Origin of the sequence: Lactovum miscens (assembly GCF_014202895.1) — a bacterium.
Classification (GTDB): domain Bacteria; phylum Bacillota; class Bacilli; order Lactobacillales; family Streptococcaceae; genus Lactovum; species Lactovum miscens.
In genome coordinates, this window is the sequence record NZ_JACHHV010000010.1 from 1 (window position 1) to 23029 (window position 23029).

Below are 23029 nucleotides of genomic sequence, written 5' to 3' on the forward strand. Positions count from 1 at the left end.
GAATCCTTTTCTACTTTATTTTTCCAAATTCAAGTATAAAGGTTTCAGGTGTTTTTTTCTTGCTTCAGGTGGCTAACTTAATTTTACAATTTGCCAAAATTAAAAAATGTAAAGTACCACTTAACAAACTAACAAAAGTTAAAAGCGTACTCAACTATATATTATATTCGATATTTGAATTAGCAAACTCAAACAATTCTGACGCAAGATAATTAAACACTTGATAATGTCTTGCTGGCGATATATATAAATAATTATTTATAAGTTTTAAACCACATGTTAAATATAGTAAATTTTTAATAATAAATTTCCAAAATTCAGTATTTAGAAATCGGACCAGTCCTCATCTTTAGATTTATCTTCTTTGTAATTTGATTTTCCTTTTGGAATAGGTCCAAACCCGAAATTTCCAAAATCTCCAAGTGCACCATAATCTCCAAAATCTTCAGGGTCCTTCAAATTATTTTGAGTAGCATTCATTACATCACGAAAATTATGATGCCACTCACGTTTCATCTCATGACCTGCATGATGAATTTCTTTAGCTGCTTGACGCATCTCACCTTTAAATTCAAGACCGAAATTTCCTCGAAAAGGATTTCCTGCAAAAGGGTTCCCTGCGAATTCATCCCAGTTCCATTCTTCCTCACGATGTGCATCAACCAGCTTTTGTATCAATTTTTTAAGCTCTAATTGTTCTTCCTCCGTCAAAGCATCAAAAAGATCCTCGGAGAAGGCATCATATTGTCTCAAACGATCTACCTGAGCCTTTTTTCCTTTTTCAGTCAGAAACACACGACTAACACGCCCATCCTTTTCATCTGCACGACGCTCAACGAGGCCATGCACTTCAAGCTGTTTGACCTGAGCAGTCACGCTTGAGGGCTTAATATCAAGAAGTTCTGCAATTTCTGCATTAGTAAGACCATCATTTTCCCAAAGTTTGATCAAAAGCCCTTGAGCTCCTGTTCTACTTCCCTGACGGTGCATTTTATTACGAAAGATTTCAACATGCATTGCTTTGATAAAGCGATGACTCCGCATGAGTTTTAGGAATAAATTTAAAAGATGATTTGTTTGATCAGACATTTTTCAACACTTTCTGTTATTTTTACATACAACCAACTAATTAATTAAAAAAATTATATCAGTATATTTAGTTTTGTCAACAGATAAACTAAATATACTGATATTTCTTAAATTTTTTATGATCTAAATTCCTTTGTCCAAGGCATATAATCGGGCAAACTCAGGGTTAGTTATTAAAAGCTCATTTGGTGACCCATCGATCTTGATTCCTCTGTCTTCGATAAATATTACCCGATCAAGTTGGTTAATGCCCAACAAGTGATGAGTGATGAAAATAATTGTCTTGTCTTTTAACAAATCAAAGGCTGTCTTAAGTAATTTATTCTCGGTAATGGTATCAAGTCCAAGGGTTACCTCATCTAAAATAACAATGTCGACATTTTCCAAAAGAATACGAGATAAAGCCAAGCGATGTCTTTCACCACCCGAAAATTGTTCACCAGCTTCATCAACCATGGTATCAAGTCCATTGGGAAGTTGTTTAACCAAATTCTTCAATCCAACTGCATCAAGTGCATGGTAAATTTCCTCATCAGTTGCATCAAGCTTAGCTATTGTCAAGTTGTTTCTCAATGTTGTATTGAAAATATAAGGATTTTGTTGAATCACGCCAATTCTTTGTTCAACATTCACTGCCTTTCTTGGATTTACCCCAGATATTAAAATTTCTCCTGATACCACCTCAAGATCTCCTCGAATCAAACTGGCCAATGTAGATTTACCAGAACCTGAGCGGCCGAGAATTGCAATGTGCTCTCCGTGCTTAATATGAAGACTAAACTTCTCATAAATGATTTCATCTTTAGCATCCGCATAAGAAAAACTCATATTAGAAATAGAAATATCTGCCCCATCAATTTTCTGATCACGTACTCCTTCAGTTTGGTTTGGCAAATTATCTAATCTTCTCGCAGAATCTCTATAACGATTAGTTTCAACCCATGCATCTGACAATGGTGAAAAAGCATCAAAAAGTGGGAAAATCCCTAACACCACTGCCGCAATGTAGTTCGGATTATCTCCAGTCTTAAGATTTGATGAAGCCCAAGCCATCAAAAAAATAACCAAAAGACCATAAACCACCTGAATAACTAAATTACGTTTACGCGCAAACTGGAAAAGTTGCATTTGCTCTTCATGTACTGATTTTTCTTCCACTTTATAAATTTCAAGGAAGTCGCTCTTGCGTCCAGATAAAACCCAGTCAGAGAGCCCTAAGATATTATCTGTAAGCTTAGAATAAAGATTATTCCTGTAAAGCTTAAGTTTTTCATCTTTATTAACTGTTAACTTAACCGAAAGGTATGGAAAAACAAAATAGAGAGTCCCTAAGAAGATAGCTAAACCAATAATGAGCCATATTGAGAAAACACCTGCTAAAATTAATAAAGATATAATCAAAGTTCCGCCTACGAAGACTGGGAAAAGAGTTCGTAAATATAAATCTTGTAAGTTTCCGATATCTTCATTAAGCAAACCTAATAGTTCACCTAAACGATGACGATTTGCAAGCTCAATTGCTTGAGACTCGAGTCTAAAATAGAGTTTTTTACGCAAAAGAGAAGTGACTCGAAAAATCCAATTATGGCTGGTCAAGCGTTCAACATAACGAAGTAAGGGACGACCAATACCAAAAATTCTTACCATCAGTGTTGGCACATAGATGATCAAGATGTTCTCTGGCAAAGTAGCTGATCGAGAAATGACATAACCTGACGAGAACATCAGAAGACCTGCAAAAATCATTGTCAACAAGCCAAGTAATATAGCAAGAAACTGTCCAAAACGATATTTTTTGAAAAAAGGTTGTATCCAGTCAGATTTTAAAAATTTCATGACATCTCCTCCAACAGTTTTTGATAATAAAAGTTATTAACTTTCAATTCGTCATGTGATCCAATCCCTCGAATTTGACCTTCTTCAAGTAAGATAATCTGATCCATTTGTGGAAGCCAGTGCAAGCGGTGTGTTGCCAAAAAAACAAGCTTATTCTCAAAAAGAGGAAGTATATTATCTTTTATTTCCAGCTCAGTTTCAATATCGAGATGGGCAGTTGGTTCATCCAAGAAAAGAATATTTCGTTCTTTAGAAAGAAAAGCACGACTTAAGGCAATTCTTTGCATTTGTCCACCTGATAGTGTACGCCCACCAGCACCAATAAAATCATCTAAGTTTAAACCAAGATCAGACAAACCAGCAAGCTTTAAGGCGTTCATTAACTCTTCATCTGTCGCTTTAGGTTCATAAAATTTAATATTCTCGCGTAAAGTTGCGGAAAAAATATACGTATGCTGTGGAATAAAAGAGAGAGATCTTCGCCAATTTTCATCAGTGAGGCTCAAGTGCTCCTTCCCATTTATCTTGACAATTCCTTGGCTAGGTGTTAAGAACCCTGACAGGGTTGAAAGCAATGTTGATTTACCAGAGCCTGAGGCTCCAACAATCGCAATTTTTTGAAAACCATTGAGCTTGAAATTAATATCTTTTACACCACGGTTTGTATCATAAGTTTTAGAAAGATCGGTTAATATTAGTTCTGAATTTTGAGACCATTTTATTGTTTCATTAAATTCATGTGTAAGAAAATTTTTATTTGACATAACTTTATTTATGGCAACTAATGCGTTTTTCCCATTTAAGGTTGCATGATAATCATTTGAAAATTCACGTAAAGGAAGAAAATATTCAGGAGCTAGAATCAGAGTAGCTAAAGCTGGAAAGAGCAATATGTTTGATCCCATTAAGCGTAATCCTAAAAACAAGGCAATAATAGCAATCGACAAGGTTGAGAAGAAATCGAGTGCAAAGTTATTAAGCATTGCTAAACGCAGAGTCTCCATAGTGGCTTTTCGAAATTCCTCTGAAGTTTTATAAATTGAGTTTGCATAAGATTTTGACTTGCCAAAATATTTTAAAGTTGCAATGCCACGAAGCGAATCAAGGAAGTGATTACTCAAAAGTTGATAACTCTCATATTGGCGATTGGCTCGAGCTTGAGCGGTATAACCTAACAAAATCATAAAAATAATCGCGAGTGGAAAAGTTATAAGCAATATGATTGAGCTTTGCCAGTCCAAAACCAGCACCGCAACCCAGATTATTATCGGAATCAACATCATGTTTAAAACCTTCGAGAGAACTAACTTGATGTACGTTTCTACCAAGTCAATATCAGAAACAACGGTTGCAGCTGTCGTTCCCGTTCCAAGCTCTTGCACGACTGAAGGACCAAGATCAAAGATTTTCTTGAGTAAGTCCTCACGAATTTTTTGAGCTGATTGGTAAGCAAACTTATCCAGAATCTTCTGGCGAATCATACTTACCACTTCTCTCAAGATAAAACAAACAAGGAAGCAGAACAGTAGGTAAAACAACTGTGTCAACGTTTTTCTCTCCCAAAGTCCTGTTAAAGTTGCAGATAGAAAGAGACCTTGCCCAATAATTACAACAGCTTGAAAAACAGCCAAAACTCCTAATATGGGAAAGAGTCTTCTAACGCCAGGCAAAACTAATAAAGATTTATCAATCATAATTATTATTATATAAAAAATGGAGCAACTTCGCCCCATTTATGAATTATCAATTTTAATTATACTTAAAAACACAAAACTCTTTAGCACTTATTATTAGTTCCACCCAAAAGGAATATAGAAGTCACTACACAAGATATCAGGTAATGGCTTAAATTTCATTTTTGAATTCGTTTTCTAAACACATAGTAAGTCCAACCAATGTAGATTAAAACAAAAGGCAAGATAAACAATGCAACAAATGACATTGTAGTCAGTGTATAAACAGTGGACGAGGCATTTTTAATCAATATACTGTTTGCAGGATTATCAGCAACCATGACACGTGGAAAAATTCCTTGGAAAATAAGAGCTACTAAAGCAATAAAAGTCAATCCTGAACTTATGAATGCTGTCATTTCTTTATTATTAATGCTTGATAGATGCCCGATAACGGATAAAGCAACAATTACAACAATTAAGATAGAGGACCAAAGCACGTGCTTTTGAAAGAAGTCTGTGAAAATTACAAGAAGAACTGCAAAAACTACTTCACCCACATAGAGTATAAAATACAACTTGTTTGCAAAACGGTGAGAACGCTCACGCAGTGGGCCTTCTACCTTAAGCGACAAATAATTCAAACCGTGTAACCAACTTAGCAAAGCTACAGCAACACCACCTACAATTGAAAGCAAGTTTACGTAATCAAAGAAACCACCTGTAACATTACCATGTGCGTCCATTGGCATTCCTTGAATGAAGGCTGTGAAAACCATGCCAAATAAAAATGGAATAAAAAGTGAAGAGATCCCAAGAACTTTTTGCCAGAAATCATGCCCCTTTTTTGATAATGCACGATGACGAAACTCAAAACTAACTCCCCGGCAGATCAAACCTACCAAAATTAATAGGAACAAATTATAGAACCCTGAGAAGAGAGAGGCATACCAGAAGGGAAAACTAGCAAACATTGCCCCTCCTGCAGTCAACAGCCAAACCTCATTACCATCCCAAACAGGACCAATGGCGGAAATCGCTTGATCAACTTCATGCTCATCTTTGGCAACAAAGAGCGTAGAGATACCTACACCAAAGTCGAAACCTTCAAAGAAGAAAAATCCACTGAATAAGATAGCAATAAGAATAAACCAAAGTAATTGTAAAGTAGACATTATTCCTTTCCTCCGTCTTCAGTAATTTCTTGCGTATCTTCTGGTTTATAAGTTATATCAGGAGCGCTAGATTTAAAAGCATCAGCTGAGAAAGGATCAAGTTTTGCATATGCGACTTCAACTGCTTCAATATCGTTCTTTCGCATAATGTTGACTGAATAGATCACCATAACAGCTCCAAGTCCACAAAAAAGCAAGAAATAAACAATATTAGAAAACAAAAGGGAACCTACGGAAACGTTTGGTGAAACAGAGTCTTGAATTGTAAAGAGTCCATAAACTGTCCAAGGATAACGCCCAAGTTCCGTCACTAACCAGCCACAAGTAATAGCAATAAATGGCGCATACATGAACCATCCAGTTACTGTAAGCCCAATCTTACTTTTATACAACCAAGGACTCTTCTTACGAGTAAGAAAGAGACCAACAGCTGATAGTAGGATCATTAAGGCAGAGATTCCAGCCATAATACGGAAAGTCCAAAACAATGTATTCATAGGAGGAATAAAATTGTTGCCAACCTCTTTTGCAGCTTTAGGATATTTCGCAGCAAGTTCTTTATTCAACTCAGTCACGCCTTCAATGTCTGGATCTTTTGTAGAAATTGAGTGATAAGTTAAGAGTGAAAGCATGTAAGGAACTTTGATACCAAATATTTCTTGATCATCAGCCGTGTTATAGAAACCAATCAAAGCCCACTCGGCAGGATTCTTGAGGCTTGTCACTACACCTTCTGCAGCCGCAAACTTCATTGGTTGTGAATTTTTAACCTCAATCATTTGTTGATCACCAAAGGAAAAGTTCGCCAAGGCGCCAATAAGGGCGATAAGCAAACCAAGACGAAGAACTGGTCTAAAGAAATCTGGGTTACGTTTCTTCAACATTTGAAAGGCTGAAATTCCAGCAACTGCGAAACCACCGGTTAGCATAAAGCCAAAGCCAACGTGACCAAACTCAAGTCTAGTTTGCGGATTTGTTAAAAGTGCGCTAAAACTTGTCAAGGTCGCACGACCATTCACAACCTTATAACCCACTGGATTTTGCATCCAGCTGTTAGCTGCCAAAATCCAGATTGAAGACAAAATAGAACCAAGAAAAGTAAGGAAAATCGTTGCTAAGTGAAGCTTCTTTCCTAATTTTTCCCAACCAAAGAGCCAGATACCTATGAAAGTTGACTCCATAAAGAAAGCAAGCAAAGCTTCAATCGCCAACGGAGCACCAAAAATATCTCCCACAAAACGACTATAATCTGACCAATTCATACCGAACTGGAATTCTTGAATAATACCAGTTACGACACCAACAGCTACACTCAACAACATAATAGAACCAAAAAACTTCGTTCTTTGCTTCCACTTTTCATCGCCTGTAATAACATAAATCAACTCAAGTAAGAATGTCATAAAGATCATTCCAACACTGAAAGGCACGAAGAAGAAATGAAAAATCGTTGTCATAGCAAACTGGAATCTAGCCAAGTTTACAATTGTCAAAATTTTACCTCCTAAATTTACTTGGAACAGCAAAAGGAACTAGAAAAATAAATTAAATCCGAACTAGACAAAGGCTAGTAAACAGAATCTTTTTACTTCTTCGTTCCCAAAACAAAGCTTCCTAATTTTTTTAAATTTTCCAATAGTTAAAAAATAATTACATAAACATTTTACAGTATTTGTGATGTAATGTCTATTTAAAGGCCTTAAATAGAGGTTGGAAATTAAGTATAACTAAAAAAAAATTAACATTCCATTTCAATTTTTAAAACTTACTAGCGCAGTAACAAGGTCTAAAATTTTCAATAATAAATGATAGTTAGACCTTTATTTTTATATTATTTTTTTTCAAAATAACATAAGATTTATAATAATGGATTACATTAAAATTAATAAAGCAAATAATTTTTATAAAATCGAGAATGTCTGTTAGGGGATAACCCCCTTTACAAAGTGTGAAGCAAAGTTTCTGTAGACACAATTTAGCAAGAACTTGACAAAAATATTTAATAAAAAAGAAAATAGAATCAAGATTTATGATTTGTAACAATACCCTACAATTAAATAAACTTTAGCTAGTAGATGAGAATTACAAGTTACTCTCCATAGAAAATAGTTAAATGAAATTCAAAATTGTATAATTTAAACTAAATCACAGAATCACGATACTTAAAAAAATTATTAAATGGCAAATTATTAAATTATTTAAAAAAAATAAATTTAGCGAATAAAATAATGAGCACTATAATCAAGACTACCAAACGCCAAGGTTGCTCTCGGAGAAGGTGAACACGCCGCATCATGAACCCTTCATCTCCAGAAATATTATTGTTAACTACTTCTTTTACTGTTTTTTTCCTCCTTGCATTTCCTGAATTACCACGAAGATTTTGGAAAAATTGACTCATAATTTTATCTGAACTATATGATAAAACATTTCTAGCATAAATTTTTTCACCAGCCTTAGCAACCAATATTGTTGCAATTACTTGCAAGCAAAAGGCAATCCAAGCTTCTAGTTGACTCGAATATTGAATTGCTAATCGAGAGGTCATTAAGGTTGGACTTATAAATGGGATATAACTTAGGACACGCAAAATAACATTTCCTGGAGCTGCAGCCCCAGCTATCCCAGCAATGTAGCCAATAAGGGAGAAAAAGGCTAAGGGCTGAGTAGCCTGCTGGACTTGGGACTGTTCATTTACCAAGCTAGCAATAATAGAAGCTAAGAAGATATAACCTAGGATACCTGAAATAATCATTAAGAAAGCATAAACACCAAAGGAGAGATCAACGCCTGAGAACAGAGAAATGACCGTTTTGACGGTTGAATTATCTTTTAAAAAGAAAGCCGTTACTCCAAATCCAATCGCATAGATTACAATTTGGGTAAGAGCCAGACCAATCACACCTATAATCTTCCCATAATATTGGGTATTCGAAGAAGTAGTCGCGAGCAAAGTTTCCATAATGCGAGATGACTTTTCATTAGCAACTTCTTGAGCAATTATTGTCACATAGAACATCAACAAAATCATAACTATAATTGAGGTCGCAGTTGCTAAGCCAATATTTGCACCTGTTCTTGTATCTCCGCCTTGCAAATTCTGTTGATTTGATTGAACAGTCATTTTGAGATTTGCAGCTCTGAGGAGACTTGTCAGATCAGTTGGACTTAAACCAAGCTTGCTGGCACTAGCCACCATTTTGATCTGAGTCAGCGCTTGTTGGTAGGTGGCCTCATTAAATTTTGTTGTCGTTTTATTTGTCGTAACAATAGTAAAACTACCATCAGTTGCTTTTGACAGGTAACCATCAATTTTCCCGTCTTCTAACTTAATTGCTGCATCAGATTGTGAAGAAATCTCAGTGACATTCGCGTCAAGGATTTTATTTTGTTTCAGTTCTTGAGCAATTTTAGGTTCATTAACAACAGCTAAATTAGTTTTTCCAGTAGTCCCTGAAGTTACTACCAGACCAATCACTATAGAAACCAATGGGATCAACAAGGGAGTTAAAATCATAGCCCAATATCCAGCTCCCTTGACACGTGTCCGATAGACATTTTTCGCGACCAATATGGTTTGCTTATTCATGGATTATTCCCCCATTTTCTTCAATCCTAACCTCATCATTGGCCACTTCTTTACGAAAGATTTCGTCTAAAGTTGGTGGTGTTTGCATAAATCCTTGAACATAACCGTTAGTCGTTACTTTATGGAAAATCTCATGACCAACTTCTTCATTAGACACAAAAATCGTTCGACCAAGGTTGTTATGCTCTATTAAAAGCACACCATTAATGGACTGGAGTTCATTATCAGAAATTTCTGAGACTAGATTAATTCGGGTACGTCCATAACTTTCACGAATATCCTTAGTCTTACCTTGTAAAACTGTCTTACCATTTTTGAGCATGGTCAAATCATCTGATAACATTTCCACATCTGACATGTTATGGTTAGAAAAGATGACAACTGCTCCTTTATCACGAAAATTTTTGATTTCATTCCTTAATAGACTGGTATTTACAGGGTCAAGTCCTGTAAAAGGTTCATCAAGAATTAGGAAATCCGGGTTATGAATCAAAGTTGCAATGAATTGGACTTTTTGTGCATTACCTTTAGATAAGGATTGAATCTTATCCGAAATTTTTCCAACTACTTCCAACCGTTTAAACCATTCTTGAAGCTGGATACGAGCATCGGATCGTTTCATCCCATGAAGTTCAGCAAAATACAAGATCTGGTTTTCAACAGTCATCTTTTGATAGAGCCCCCGCTCTTCTGGTAGAAATCCTATTCTTTGCTTCTCAGCAAGACCAATAGGATGGCCATTCCAAGTAATTGAACCAGTATCTAAGTCAACAAATTTTAAGATTAAGCGAAAAGTGGTGGTCTTACCAGCCCCATTTTGGCCAATTAATCCCATAACCTGTCCAGGCCCAATTGTCATATTTAAATTGTCAACGGCAGATCTGTTTCCAAAAAATTTGGAAACATTTTCAATTTTTAAGGTCATTAATCTACTTCCTTTTCTAGAATTATAGCATTTCTGGATCTACTTAAGTACGGGTTATTACATTAATATGATATTGGCCATTGATAAAAGCCGAAGCCTCCCATTCGCCGTGTTGTGGCAGAGGGGAAACGCCTCTGGCTTCGGACCAAGTTTACCCGAAACGACAATAGTTTAGGGCTGGTACAAACAAAAGGCGCTTAAATTGTTTGAATGGCATTATTCTTGTCTATATACTTTATTGCTTTTCTTTTTCACCTTTGTCCATATATCGGTAAATAAAATATGAATATATTGTAGGTATTAATGCCAGCAATATCGCATCTACCAACACTCCATAAAAGAATAAATGACCACCTATAAGAGTAAAAATCAAAATGACTATGCCCCCTATTAGCCACAACGGCCCCGCCATCCGATGGGTCTTTCTCCAAACTTTTTCGTTGGATAATGTCCAAGGGCTTCTAATTCCCAAGAAGTAATTAAACCTAAGCTTTCCCATGATATTCCCGAATACAATCACTATGATAGAAATCACAATTCCGACGATTTTGCTTATGTTAAAGCTGTATCCTTGAGCACTAGCTAGCAATAAGATTTGAATTGTTAAAAATAATGTGTTAAGCAAAAGCCTCGTGATTTTATAATTGCTTATAAATTTTAAGTAGTTTTGTCTTTGTGGATCAATACGAGGGAATAGATAAAACACCCAATAAATGACTAAATGAATTGCAGGCACAAAGAACGCGCCATAAATTTTAGACAAGTATCCATCTGCTCTACCGCTTGCGTCCCAGTGGACAGCAATCTTGCCTGGTAGATTATGATAAAAAGCCAAGGAAAGAACAACCTCGATTACAATAAATAAAATGAATTGCCTTTCATTTTTGATAAAACTAACTATCTTTTTCATTCATTATCGCTCCCATGTAAATTTCCTAAATCAAAAATCCAACTTACTATTTCTTGAAAAACAGATGTGTTAAGCGTGTAAATTATTTTTTGGCCATTTCTCTCATCCAATACAAGAGACGCTTGTTTAAGCATTTTAAGATGATGAGAAATGCTTGGCTTAGTCATATTAAACTTGGCAGCAATATCACCAGCAGTCATATCTTCTTTTCTAAGCATAGAGATGATTTTGCGCCTTGTAGGATCTGAAAGTGCTTTAAACATTAAATCTAAGGACACAAATATCCACCTTTCTCGTTAATTAAATAGATATTTAAACAACTTTCTAAATAACTTTCAATATATTTTATCATTATTTCATAGCGTGTCAATCCTAATATTAAAAAACGATCAGATAAATTGTTGAATTTAATCCAAAAATGCTGATATAGTGCTATTTATGAGATCAAAATATTAAAAATTTGGTTTTATTACTATATTTATTTTTTGACAAAAGCTATATATATATTAGACAATAATCTAAATAAGGAGCAACTATCACTGGATTCAAATTAAAAATTGAAACCGGGTAAATCGCTTTGTTTGTTTGGTATATTGATTATTGTCATAGCAATATCGTGATGGTGGCTATTTCGTCCGTTATCGCAACGCAGGCGCTTAATAATAGCATTACTGGTAATTACCACAGTTGGTTTTGAACCTTGATGAGGCAGGCAGATACATGTGCAATGACTTACTACTATAATTCCGCAAATGGAAGCAAAACTAAGATCATTAATTTTTCCGATTACGCCAGACTAAATTTCACTTTGACGGAGAAATTAGACAACAGTAGCATAACAATCACCAAAGTCGTCAGGAATGCAGTGGAGTTTAAAATAGTCAATTCGGGAATATACACACACTGCTGCTTATAAAACGGTATGGTCCATCAGCCGTGATGATAATTGTTACAGCAGGGCAATCCACTACTGGTGTTACAGCATATGTAGTATTTCTCGTGTTTCTAATTGCAGGCTAATTACAATAATTATGACAACAGTTAACCGGAAAAAGAACAAAGCACAACTTAAAAATCAATAAATAAATTTTAAGAAACCAACGCTGCAAGTCTGGCGCCGGCCTCTCTAACAGATTTCTAAATGCGGGGCGCAAGCCACTAGTTTACGATTTTAAACTATGATCGCGAGTTGCTGCAAAGTGGTCAAAACTCGTGACGGTTTTGGCCTTTTAGCTTGCATCGGGTCAACTTGGCCCGAAGTCTGTCCTTCAGAGTTTATAAGTCGCCGTCTCAAACTCCCTTGCCCTTCCACAGCAACAACGGCATTTTTGCGGCAACGCTAACAGAACGTATAACACACTACACTTTGCTTAGCAAAGTCGTGTGTCCAGGCCTCCCCTGGAATTCCCGACAATAGACAGGGTCAGTGTGAGTTATGATATTGATATCTTTAACTATGTGAAACTCCATTCTCCCAAATAGATAGAGATTGTCTTGAAATAAATAGATCGTCCGCAACTTTTTGTTGAGTTAATTTTTTACTTTTCCTTTTTACGAAGCTCATTTTTTAGTCTAACTCACTTTATTTAATAAAGTGAGGGCTTGGAGGATTACATAACTTATCATGTTTATGCCAACATTAATTTAATTTTCATTGTGCACAAATAAGCTGTTTGCCTTTTTGTGATAATACCTCACATTTGAATTTATTTCAACTTTTCTTCATACGAGTTCGAGAATAAGTAATTCAGGTACTTTTTTTATTCTCAATATACAAAAGAATTTACAATTTTCCAATATTTGCAAAAGTACTCTAAATGTAAAAAACAATTGACAAAAAATGTGAAAAGTTCTACAATCTCCTCTGTAATGATAAACTAATGTTTCTAAAGGAGAGACAATCATGAAATTAATTGGGCTAATCGGCACCAACTCAAATAAATCTACTAATCGGCAGTTGTTGGAATATATGAAAAATCATTTTGAAGATTTCGCGGAGATAGAACTTATCGAAATCAAAGATCTTCCTGTTTTCAACAAACCAAGTAATCTTAAAATTCCTGATTCTGTTGTAGAAATATCAAAAAAAATAGAGGATGCTGATGGAGTAATTATCGGAACTCCAGAGTATGATCATTCTATACCTGCTGTCTTGATGAACGCTCTTGCTTGGCTTTCATACGGAATTTTTCCACTCCTTAATAAACCTGTTATGATCACAGGTGCTTCTTATGGTACATTAGGCTCTTCACGTGCCCAAGCTCAACTCAGGATAATTTTAGATTCTCCTGAAATTAGGGCAACTGTTATGCCAGGATCGGAATTCTTATTAGGCCATTCTCTTCAAACCTTTGATAAAGAGGGTAATCTAATAGACCTTGAGACTGTTCAAAAGCTCGAGGCTCTATTTAATGACTTTCGTTTATTTGTCAAGATGATCGCTAAACTTTCAACTGCTCAAGCCTTATTACATAAGGAAGCCGAAAACTTTGACTGGGAAAATATATAAAGAAAGGTACCAACAATGAAATTAGTAGCGATCGTCGGTTCAAATTCTGAACAATCTTATAACCGAATGCTTTTACAATTTATTCAAACAAATTTCAAACACAAATTTGATCTAGAACTATTAGAAATTAAAGACATCCCAATGTTTAACCAAGATATAGATAGGTCTAACGACTTTTCCATCCGCTTTCTTTATAATAAGCTCTCACACGCCGATGGTATTATTATAGGTACCCCAGAGCACAATCACACTATTCCTGCTGCCTTGAAGAGTACACTCGAATGGATGTCTTTCAAACTACACCCTTTGGCAAATAAACCTGTGATGATTGTAGGCGCTTCTTACTACGATCAGGGATCTTCCCGTGCTCAACTTCAGCTTCGCCAAATTCTTGATTCACCTGGTATCAATGCTTATGTTCTACCTGGTAATGAATTCTTACTAGGAAAGGCCAAAGAAGCATTTAATGATCAAGGCAATATCAAAAACGAAAGTACCATAAAGTTTTTAGAACTTTGTTTGGATAATTTTATTAAATATGTAGGAGTGATTTCAACATTGAAGACACCAAAGGCAATTGAAAAAGAAGATTTAGAGGCTCAGCATCCAATTGCCACAACCATTCAAGGTATTGACCCTGATGATCCTGATTGGGTTGATAAAGCTGCAGAATTGACTGGTGCAGTTTCTGGAAACACATATGTCAAACTGGATCATGGTGTTTTAACAGTTGATCAAATCAATATGTTCCTCAAATCTATGCCTTTTGAATTAACATATGCCGATGATAATAATCAGTTCTTGTATTACAACAATTCTCACCAGGACACCGATAGTATGTTGGCGAAGCGTATAGTTGGTGACCGTCTAGCGACAATTCATGCCACTCTACCAGCGGCTCAAATGAAGAATGTTGAATGGGTTATCGGTAGTTTGAGAAACGGTAACGAAGAAGTCATACGTACACTTGTTCCTGGAGACCATTCTAGAATTATGAATACCCATAATTACCAAGCAATGTACTATCCAAATGGCGATTATGCAGGTATCAATGAGATTGTTCTTGATTTTAAGCCATGGTTGGATTGGTACTTAAAGTTAACGGGTCAAAAACTTGCTGGTGGAACGAGTAATCCGCTCCCAGCTGCTACCAAGGTAACAACTGATAGCACTACTGGGGCTTCTGACTCCAACGGAACAGATGAATCTTCACCTGTTGAAACTGACTCTGATACTGGGGCATCAAAACACTAACATACAAAAAAAGTACATGTTGGAAAGCACGTACTTTTTTTCTCTTAATTACCAAGATTTAATCGCTAATCTTCAACAAAGATTTGATTGTCTTTCTTTCATCCATATCCGCATAGGCTGATTGGATTTCATCAAGAGTGTAGCTCTTGGTGAATACCTTACCTGGATTGATTGCACCTGACAAAACCGCAGGAAGTAAGACTCTGTTATGAAAAGTTGGTGAAGCAATTCCTCCTCCTAGATGAATATTTTTCCAGAACAGAACTTTATCAACCCATTCATTATAGTCAACATCATGAGGAATACCTACACGACCAATGTGGCCTCCAGGCCGGACTGATTGGAAGGCAGATTCAATAGATTCTTTCATACCTACACATTCAAGTGCCGCATCAGCACCCAATCCGTTTGTCAATTCGATAATCTTAGCAACTGCTTCTGTGCCACGTTCAGCTATAATATCTGTTGCTCCAAACTCAAGTGCAAGTTTTTGGCGGTCTTGATGCCGACTCATGGCAATAATTCTAGTAGCCCCAAGAAGCTTACATGCAATCACGGCACAAAGTCCAACAGCACCATCCCCGTATACCACAACAGTATCACCATTTTTTACATTTGCATTTACAGCCGCATGATAACCAGTTGGCATAACATCAGCAAGTGTTGTAAAGTTAGCTAGCATGTCTTCTGAATAGTCAGAAGGTTTTCCTGGAATTTTCACCAACGTATTATCAGCAAAGATAGCACGGTAATATTCACCTTGATAAAACCCATTGACCGCATCTTTACTATTAGGACAGTTACCTTCATAACCTTCCAAACAGACCTTACACTTACCACACCCATGTGTAAATGGAACTATGACAAAGTCACCAATTTTTAAATCTATGACTTCTGAACCAATACTATCAACAACACCAATGGCTTCATGACCAACACCACCTGGTTCACGATGACCAATTCCACGATACCACCACAGATCTGAGCCACAAACGCAGGCACGAACTACTCTAACAATGGCATCCGTTGAATTTTCTATTTCAGGTTTTGGAAATTCACGAACTTCCATTTTCCTTGGTTCTACAAAATATGCTGACTTCATTCAATTCTCCTTTTTTGTTAATTTAATGGATATAAAATACATTTTAATTTTACCATTTTTGATTAAACCAAATCAATTTATTTAGCTTTACAAAAATTTAACGAACAAAAGCACACCTTTCTTTGAAAGGTGAACTTTTTATATTCTACATTTTGATTCAATTTTATCAACGTTAATTTTTATAGCGGTATTAATAACAATACAGAAAATTACAAAGCATCAAATTAATTCCATATTACTATCGTTTTTGTGCTACGATATATTTCCTTTATCAACCTCAAGTATTATGATTGATAGTGAAACTGGAAAAATATCAATTAATGATTACTTAAGTTTGCATAACACGAGATCTTAAATCTTTCAAAGATGTCCCAAACTTGGTAGTTTTTAAAAAGTATGGAGTTAACAGTTTTGGGAAAACAATTTTAGTTACTCAACTTGAAATACAACTACTGCACCAAATATTACAGATTTTAAATCTAGTTCGGCTAACTCCTAATACAGAAGAATTGGCAATAGAATGTCAGTATCGATTATAAGAAGTAGAAATTTCATTCTTAATAAAAAGAGAGTTCCTTGCAATTTTAAAAGTTTTAAAAATATTTGATGCTCAACATATTTGAAATTTTTCTGTTGATAAGGTATTGATCTTTTTAAATTAATCGCCACCAGCAGAAATTGAGCACTTAGTTTACTGAACCAAATTCTACTGCTGATTTTTCATCCCCATAAAATACATTTCTATCCGCAACTCCGTTTTCATTCTTAAGTGCTAAGATTTCTACTGCATCAACTTTTAAAATAACTGCAATGTGCCCGGAATTGGTAACAAAACTTCTAGGAAATCAATTCTGACATACTGGTTTTGATCTCTTCTAAATCTGAGATTTTGGACTAACCATGAGTAATATTGCCCCAATTATGAAGAGAATAATAATACTCAAGATACCGAATGAAGCTTGTCCTGTAATTCCCGTAATAATGGCAATTAAGAAGGGGCCGATAATTGAGGCAAAGCGGTTAAAAATATTGAAGAAACCGAAATACTCGTTAGACTTTTCTTGAGGAATAATCCTACCGAAATGAGAACGAGATAAAGCCTGAATACCACCTTGAACAGTGCCTACAAGAACAGCCATCGTCCAAAATAGAATTGTCGCATGTGAAATCGCCAATCCATGTTCCATCCCAGTTCCAGAAGACTCAACACTATAACCCATGTAGAACCCAATAATACAAATTACTATATATACACCAATCGCAAATAAGATCATATTAATTGCTGAGCGTTTAGTAGCCAATCGGCCAAACAAGATTGAGAAGGGAACTGCAACCAATTGAGTACACAGCAATGCAAGAATCATCGAGGTTGTCCCCAAACCAAGGGTTGTACCATAAGAAGTAGCCATATTAATGACCGTACCAACACCGTCAATATAGAAAAAATAAGCAACCACATAAGTAAAGAGTGCTTTATCAGCGTATATGTTTTTCATGGTGCCTAGAAGCTGCGAGCCTAGACTTGATAATACTTCAGACATTGGCTTCGTATTATAGTGAACTTGGTGTGCATTTAATAACATGGGAAGACTAAAGCCTAGCCACCAAAGTCCACAAAGAATAAATGAGGCTTTAACTGGTATAGTTGGATCGCCTTTCATCACTGCCATTAAGATGACAGTGATAATCAAAAGTATTGTCCCACCTCCAAAATAGCCTACTGCAAATCCCCAAGTTGAAACACGATGCATTCGGTCTTTTGTCGCTATGTCAGTAATAAATGAATCATAGAAAAGGGTGGCTGAATTATAAGCAATATTTGACAAGATATAACCTGCTAGCAAGAATTCCCAGGTATTAGTAAAGGCCAAACTCATCGTTAAGAGTGCACCTGCAATGACAAAGCTTACCCAAAGTTTCTTTTTCATCCCTTTACTATCACCGATAACACCGAGGATGGGGCAGCTAATGGCTGAGATCAGCATTACAAATGCCGAACCATAACCTTTCAACTGTAAACCAAGCGTATTATGCCCCATCACTGAACTCAGATAAATAGGAAATATGGCAGCTAAAATAATTGTCGCGTATCCATTGGTAGTTAAATCATAGAGCATCCAGCTAAATTCTGCTTTGGTAAAACCTTTTGTTTCCTTTTTCAACTAACACCTCCAGTCTCCATTATATTCATTTCCTGTTCAATTTATTGTAAATAATTGGTAACTTTTTAAACGCAGGGTCTAAAGAATGATGATGACTCCACAAAGCTGTGTTAAAATTAAACTATTATAAAAATAAGGAGTAATATATGGCAATTATAAAGGTTGAGTACTTTTCAGAAGTTTTAGGTATGAACCGCAAAGTCAATGTCATTTACCCAGAACCATCAAAGGTTGAGGATTATCAGGTGACCGAGATTCCTGTACTTTATCTGCTTCACGGGATGACAGAAGATGAAAACACTTGGCTATCACGTTCTGGTATTGATCGTTTAGTTCGTCATACTAATGTAGCTGTTGTGATGCCAGCGGCCGACCTGAGCTTTTATGTTAACACAAACTATGGAATGGCATATTTTGATGCGATTTCGAATGAGTTGCCTAAAGTCATTCATAACTTTTTCCCAAATTTTTCCACAAAACGAGAAAAAAACTTCATTGCAGGTCTTTCAATGGGAGGCTATGGAGCTTATCGTATCGGCCTCGGAACGGATCACTTTAGCCATGTAGCTAGTTTATCAGGTGCCTTGAGCTTTGACGGCCTCGAAGCTGGATTTGAGCAGAATATTGCCTACTGGGGGGGGATTTTCACTGACTTAAAATCCTTCAAGGGCTCTGATAATGAAATCGTAACTTTGGCACAGAGAAAAACCGAAAATCGTCCAAAGTTATACAGCTGGTGTGGCGAGCAGGACTACCTTTTCCAAGCAAACGAAGGTGTGGCAGCTACTCTTAAGAAATTGGGCTATGACCTGACTTTTGAAACTTCTAAAGGTACTCATGACTGGTATTACTGGTCAATCATGATTGACCGTGTATTGGAATGGTTGCCTATTAACTATATCCGTGAAGAACGAAAAATTAATTTTGAATTAAATTAATAAAATTTACCCAAGGAGAATAAAATTGGAAATTCAATCACACCGTGGTAACGCGGTTGGGTTCGTTGAAAATACTTTGGAGGCTTTTCAAAATATTATTTCAAAAGGTGTCGCTAGCATTGAAAGTGATGTTCGTTTTACAAAAGATAAAGTTCTTGTCTTACATCACGATGGCGAATTGGGTCGGGTCTTTGAGGGAGTTGAGCAAGTTAAGAATTTAACATACCTTGAATTGCAAGGCCGAAAAAATTTAATTCTACCAGATAAAAAGGCACATATTCCTAGCTTGTCAGATGTTCTTGACCTTTGTAAACTATCTGGTTGTAAAATTAATATTGAATTTAAACTTGAAGAATACCAGAATTACCAAAGCCTTGTTAAAGCAGTGCTTGCTATGGTTAATGAAAAAGATATGACTAACTTGGTCTACTACTCTTCCTTTCACTTTCCAGCATTGACATATCTTAGAACTTTAGAAAAAAGAGATTGTTTCTGGTTGCTTGAACAGATGATTCCTGGTCTTGCAGATTATCTCCCAGCAATTGATTTTCAAGGATTTCACATGGATATTAAGGTATGGCGCCATTTACCTGAAAACATTAAAAATGACTTGAAAAATGCAGGTATCGTACGCTTATGGACAGTCAACGATAAAACAGACATCGAACTTGCAAGAAAAGATGGTATTGATACTATTATCACGGATCAAGCACTTGAGCTCATATAATACACATGATCTTCTTCCAGTTAGCTTCTAGAGAATTTATAAAGGAGTGCCATGTCAATACTTATTGTTAATCAAAAATTACTCAGTTGGGGTAGAAAATTTCTGGTAACTGATGAAGAAGGAATTAAGAAATACGATATTGTCAGCAGTTTATTCAAAATTCCTAAGGAGTTCATGATTTACGATAACTTCGATCAGCTCGTTGGAAAAGTCACTCACAAAGCCTTTTCCTTTCTACCAAAGTCATTCCTAGAACTTAATGGCCAGATTGTTGCGACAATTAGCAAAAAATTCACTTTCTTCAAGCCAAAATACAATATTGATGCAGGAAACATTACAATTGAAGGAAGCATTTTGGATTTAAATTATGAAATTCAGCGTGATGGTATCACAATTGGATCAATTGACAAAAATTGGTTCTCCTATCGAGATAAATATAGCATTGAGGTCCAGAGCGAAAAAGATGAGTTACTTATCCTTGGCTTAGTTTTAGCTATTGACAATGCTAAGTCTCAAGAACCTCCGGCTTCTACGCCAGCTTCTAGTAGCTTTTAATAAATACCAAGTAGATTTAAGCACATCAATTCTGATGTGCTTTTTGATATTCTTTAAATAAGGTAATAATGATTATATAATTAAGTAAATTTCTATAATGTGAGTTACAAAAATGACTTCTGTCCAGGAAAATATCAAGTGTTAATGACGATCATTTGGTAAACCAACAAGTTGCTTCTGAAATTTCAGATAACGATGACCTCTGCTCTGTATGCATTGTTTTGAACAGGGAAAACATCCATTAATTTTTAAAAATTTCTCATATAAATTCAAATGTATGTTTTATCATAAAAACTCCCTAAATCTGACTAAACATCTATATTATAGGAAGTACTATTAAAATCCTAACATTAGGAGGATACATCCTTTTTAAGGTATTATCTATTTATTAAAAGTTTCCATAAAATCTACCGCTGCCCCGATTAGGTTTGCTTCATTCTTAAATTTACAGGTCACAATATCAGGCATAAATGGCGCAATATCAATATGAGTCATAATTTTTTTGAACTCTTTTTGAAGTTCAGGAATTAACCAATCAGCTTGCGAAACACCACCGCCGATAACAATTTTTTCCGGGTCAAAGCTGTAGGCCAAATTGAAAATACCTTTGGCAACATTAAAAAGGAAAATTTGCTTTTCTTCTTCAGCAATGACATGCCCTTTGGCAGCCAATTCAAAGATCCCAAAAGCATCAAGGTTTTTACCAGTTCGTTTATTGTAACGTTCTGCCATTCCTACAGTAGTGCCCAATGTAGAGAAAGAATCCGTCTCATTCATCAACATATAACCAAATTCTCCTCCAAATAGGTGTTTTCCGTGATGAACATGGCCATCCATAACAATTGATCCACCTACACCTGTACCAAGAACAACAAATAGTACGTCTGAAAGGCCTTTGGCTGCTCCAAAGTTGACTTCTGCTAAAGCAGCACAGTTAGCATCATTTTCAATAGATACCGGAAGTCTAAAGATTTCTTCCTCAAATACCTTATGAATATCAAAATTATGAATGAAGGGAAGAGCACTTGCTCCCTCAATTACACCATTTTTCTTATTGACCGCACCCGGTGAGCTGACTGCAACACCGTTGATTTCGAATTTTGCTTTAAAATCATCAGCTACTCTCTTTAATGCTAAATAAAAATTATCTAAATTTTTTGGTGTTGGAAAGGCACCTTTCTCTGATAAATTACTATTGTCAATTTTTGCATATTTAATTGAAGTTCCACCAATATCAAAAGTTAAAAGTGACATATTTTTCTCCTGCTTCTCAAACAAGTATTCATTAATAAAAATATTTTATCATAAATGTAAGCACTTTCTTTATTTAGAACATGTTAAAGCGTTCTAATAAACAACTAGAAGTAATAAAAAAGCTATCCAGAGGTAGCTTTTTTATTACTTCTATCTATAGTTAGGAGCAGACTTAATACCAAGTATTTCATGCGGATGGCTTTCAATTAAACCAGCCCCTGACATCTCTATAAATTGAGCATTCTCATGAAGAACAGATATTGACTCAGCACCTGTGTATCCCATACCAGCTCGAAGTCCCCCAAGCATTTGATAGATAATATCTTGAGTTAGGCCTTTATAAGGAACAACCCCTTCAATTCCTTCTGGTACAAGCTTGTTAGCCTCGTTTACACCGCCTTGAAAATAACGATCTTTGGATCCATTTTCCATTGCGCCGAGTGAGCCCATACCTCGGTAAGTCTTGAACTTCTGTCCATCAACTTCAAAAACTTCACCAGGTGCCTCTTCCGTCCCAGCAAACATCGATCCGAGCATGACAGCATTTCCACCAGCTGCCAAAGCTTTCACAATATCTCCTGAGTACTTAATACCACCATCCGCAATAATTGTTTTACCGAGTTCACGAGCCACTTCAGCAGCATCATAGATTGCTGTGATTTGTGGGACACCAACACCCGCAACAACACGAGTTGTACATATAGAACCTGGCCCAATTCCAACCTTAACAACATCAACTCCGGCTTCAAAAAGGGCTCGTGCCCCACCGGCAGTCGCTATATTACCCGCGATCAATGTATTTTCTGGAAAATGCTCACGAATTTCAGCAATTTTACGGAGTACACCAGCTGAATGACCGTGTGCTGTATCAATTACGATCGTATCAGCACCAGCAGCAAATAAAGCTTCTGCACGATCAAAGGTGTCAGACGATACACCAACTGCTCCTGCAACAAGTAGATGACCTTTAGCATCAATTGCAGCATGATCACCAGTCACTGATTCTGCCTTAACTTTAGCTACTTCAGCAGCTTGTTGTTCAATTGACAAATTTTTGTGAATGACGCCCATACCACCCATTTGAGCCATGGCAATTGCCATTTTACTTTCAGTTACAGTATCCATGGCCGCAGAGATAATTGGTACACGAAGATTTAGATTTGGTGCTAGTTTTGTCTCAACATTAGCTTCGTTTGGAAGTACATGACTTTCAGCTGGAATCAGCAAGACGTCATCAAAGGTAAAGGCCTTTTTCAAAAATTTATTTTCCCAATTAGACATAATTTCCTCTTTATTTTTAATGATTTATTCTACCACAATTTATGCGTTAT

At 36.0% G+C, this 23029-nt stretch carries 19 protein-coding genes and 1 pseudogene; 6 read left to right on the forward strand and 14 right to left on the reverse strand.

The window, feature by feature from the left end; genetic code table 11:
- On the forward strand, positions 1-212 hold a 212-nt coding region (locus HNQ37_RS08410; RefSeq protein ID WP_221289039.1), incomplete at its 5' end, for a hypothetical protein.
- A 112-nt stretch (positions 213-324) separates the two neighbouring features.
- Here HNQ37_RS08410 and HNQ37_RS03815 read toward each other — a convergent pair.
- The 10 genes and pseudogenes from HNQ37_RS03815 to HNQ37_RS03860 form a co-directional block, all read right to left on the reverse strand.
- Positions 325-1089 carry a MarR family winged helix-turn-helix transcriptional regulator gene (locus tag HNQ37_RS03815; RefSeq protein WP_183539466.1) on the reverse strand — a complete coding sequence of 255 codons (765 nt, stop codon included), beginning with the start codon at positions 1087-1089 and terminating at the stop codon, positions 325-327.
- A gap of 123 nt (positions 1090-1212) precedes the next feature.
- Complete coding sequence (gene cydC / locus HNQ37_RS03820) at positions 1213-2925, reverse strand: thiol reductant ABC exporter subunit CydC (protein ID WP_183539468.1); 1713 nt, start codon at positions 2923-2925, stop codon at positions 1213-1215.
- Entirely contained in the window at positions 2922-4619 is a 1698-nt protein-coding gene (gene cydD, locus HNQ37_RS03825) for a thiol reductant ABC exporter subunit CydD (protein WP_183539470.1), read from the reverse strand. Before cydD ends, cydC begins: the two co-directional genes overlap by 4 nt.
- Positions 4620-4777: 158 nt before the next feature.
- On the reverse strand, positions 4778-5773 hold the full coding sequence (cydB, locus tag HNQ37_RS03830) for a cytochrome d ubiquinol oxidase subunit II (protein ID WP_183539472.1): 996 nt from the start codon (positions 5771-5773) through the stop codon (positions 4778-4780).
- Positions 5773-7269: a cytochrome ubiquinol oxidase subunit I gene (locus HNQ37_RS03835; RefSeq protein ID WP_183539531.1), complete on the reverse strand. Its 1497-nt coding sequence runs from the start codon at positions 7267-7269 to the stop codon at positions 5773-5775. Before HNQ37_RS03835 ends, cydB begins: the two co-directional genes overlap by 1 nt.
- A gap of 698 nt (positions 7270-7967) precedes the next feature.
- A complete protein-coding gene (locus tag HNQ37_RS03840; protein ID WP_183539474.1) occupies positions 7968-9362 on the reverse strand; it encodes an ABC transporter permease in 1395 nt (464 codons plus the stop codon).
- Entirely contained in the window at positions 9355-10287 is a 933-nt protein-coding gene (locus HNQ37_RS03845; RefSeq protein WP_183539475.1) for an ABC transporter ATP-binding protein, read from the reverse strand. The genes HNQ37_RS03840 and HNQ37_RS03845 overlap by 8 nt, the downstream gene beginning before the upstream one ends.
- A 235-nt stretch (positions 10288-10522) precedes the next feature.
- Positions 10523-11197, reverse strand: a complete 675-nt coding sequence (locus HNQ37_RS03850) for an SdpI family protein (RefSeq protein ID WP_183539476.1) — start codon at positions 11195-11197, stop codon at positions 10523-10525.
- Complete coding sequence (locus tag HNQ37_RS03855) at positions 11194-11475, reverse strand: autorepressor SdpR family transcription factor (RefSeq protein WP_343066569.1); 282 nt, start codon at positions 11473-11475, stop codon at positions 11194-11196. The genes HNQ37_RS03850 and HNQ37_RS03855 overlap by 4 nt, the downstream gene beginning before the upstream one ends.
- 1187 nt (positions 11476-12662) lie before the next feature.
- Positions 12663-12761 (reverse strand): annotated as a pseudogene (locus HNQ37_RS03860) (helix-turn-helix domain-containing protein); the annotation flags it as partial.
- Between the two features lie 336 nt (positions 12762-13097).
- Here HNQ37_RS03860 and HNQ37_RS03865 point away from each other — a divergent pair.
- Both HNQ37_RS03865 and HNQ37_RS03870 read left to right on the forward strand, forming a co-directional pair.
- Entirely contained in the window at positions 13098-13706 is a 609-nt protein-coding gene (locus HNQ37_RS03865) for an NADPH-dependent FMN reductase (protein ID WP_331035311.1), read from the forward strand.
- Positions 13707-13721: 15 nt separating this feature from the next.
- A complete protein-coding gene (locus tag HNQ37_RS03870) occupies positions 13722-14960 on the forward strand; it encodes an NAD(P)H-dependent oxidoreductase (protein ID WP_183539479.1) in 1239 nt (412 codons plus the stop codon).
- A gap of 58 nt (positions 14961-15018) precedes the next feature.
- Here HNQ37_RS03870 and HNQ37_RS03875 read toward each other — a convergent pair whose 3' ends face one another.
- Together HNQ37_RS03875 and HNQ37_RS03880 are read right to left on the reverse strand one after the other, a co-directional pair.
- On the reverse strand, positions 15019-16062 hold the full coding sequence (locus HNQ37_RS03875) for a zinc-dependent alcohol dehydrogenase family protein (protein ID WP_183539480.1): 1044 nt from the start codon (positions 16060-16062) through the stop codon (positions 15019-15021).
- 875 nt (positions 16063-16937) lie between these two features.
- A complete protein-coding gene (locus HNQ37_RS03880; RefSeq protein WP_183539482.1) occupies positions 16938-18224 on the reverse strand; it encodes an MFS transporter in 1287 nt (428 codons plus the stop codon).
- Positions 18225-18370: 146 nt separating this feature from the next.
- On the opposite strand from HNQ37_RS03880, the gene HNQ37_RS03885 reads away from it, so the two are divergent.
- The 3 genes from HNQ37_RS03885 to HNQ37_RS03895 are packed head-to-tail and all read left to right on the forward strand — an operon-like array spanning position 18371 to position 20444.
- Complete coding sequence (locus HNQ37_RS03885) at positions 18371-19162, forward strand: alpha/beta hydrolase (RefSeq protein ID WP_183539484.1); 792 nt, start codon at positions 18371-18373, stop codon at positions 19160-19162.
- Positions 19163-19187: 25 nt separating this feature from the next.
- Complete coding sequence (locus HNQ37_RS03890; protein WP_183539486.1) at positions 19188-19889, forward strand: glycerophosphodiester phosphodiesterase; 702 nt, start codon at positions 19188-19190, stop codon at positions 19887-19889.
- A 51-nt stretch (positions 19890-19940) separates the two neighbouring features.
- Positions 19941-20444, forward strand: a complete 504-nt coding sequence (locus tag HNQ37_RS03895) for an LURP-one-related/scramblase family protein (RefSeq protein WP_183539488.1) — start codon at positions 19941-19943, stop codon at positions 20442-20444.
- Positions 20445-20825: 381 nt separating this feature from the next.
- On the opposite strand, the gene HNQ37_RS03900 is transcribed toward HNQ37_RS03895, so the two are convergent.
- Positions 20826-21698, reverse strand: coding sequence for an ROK family protein (locus HNQ37_RS03900; RefSeq protein WP_183539490.1), 873 nt, complete (start codon positions 21696-21698; stop codon positions 20826-20828).
- Between the two features lie 150 nt (positions 21699-21848).
- Entirely contained in the window at positions 21849-22979 is a 1131-nt protein-coding gene (gene guaB / locus HNQ37_RS03905) for an IMP dehydrogenase (protein WP_183539492.1), read from the reverse strand.
- Positions 22980-23029 lie beyond the last annotated feature (50 nt).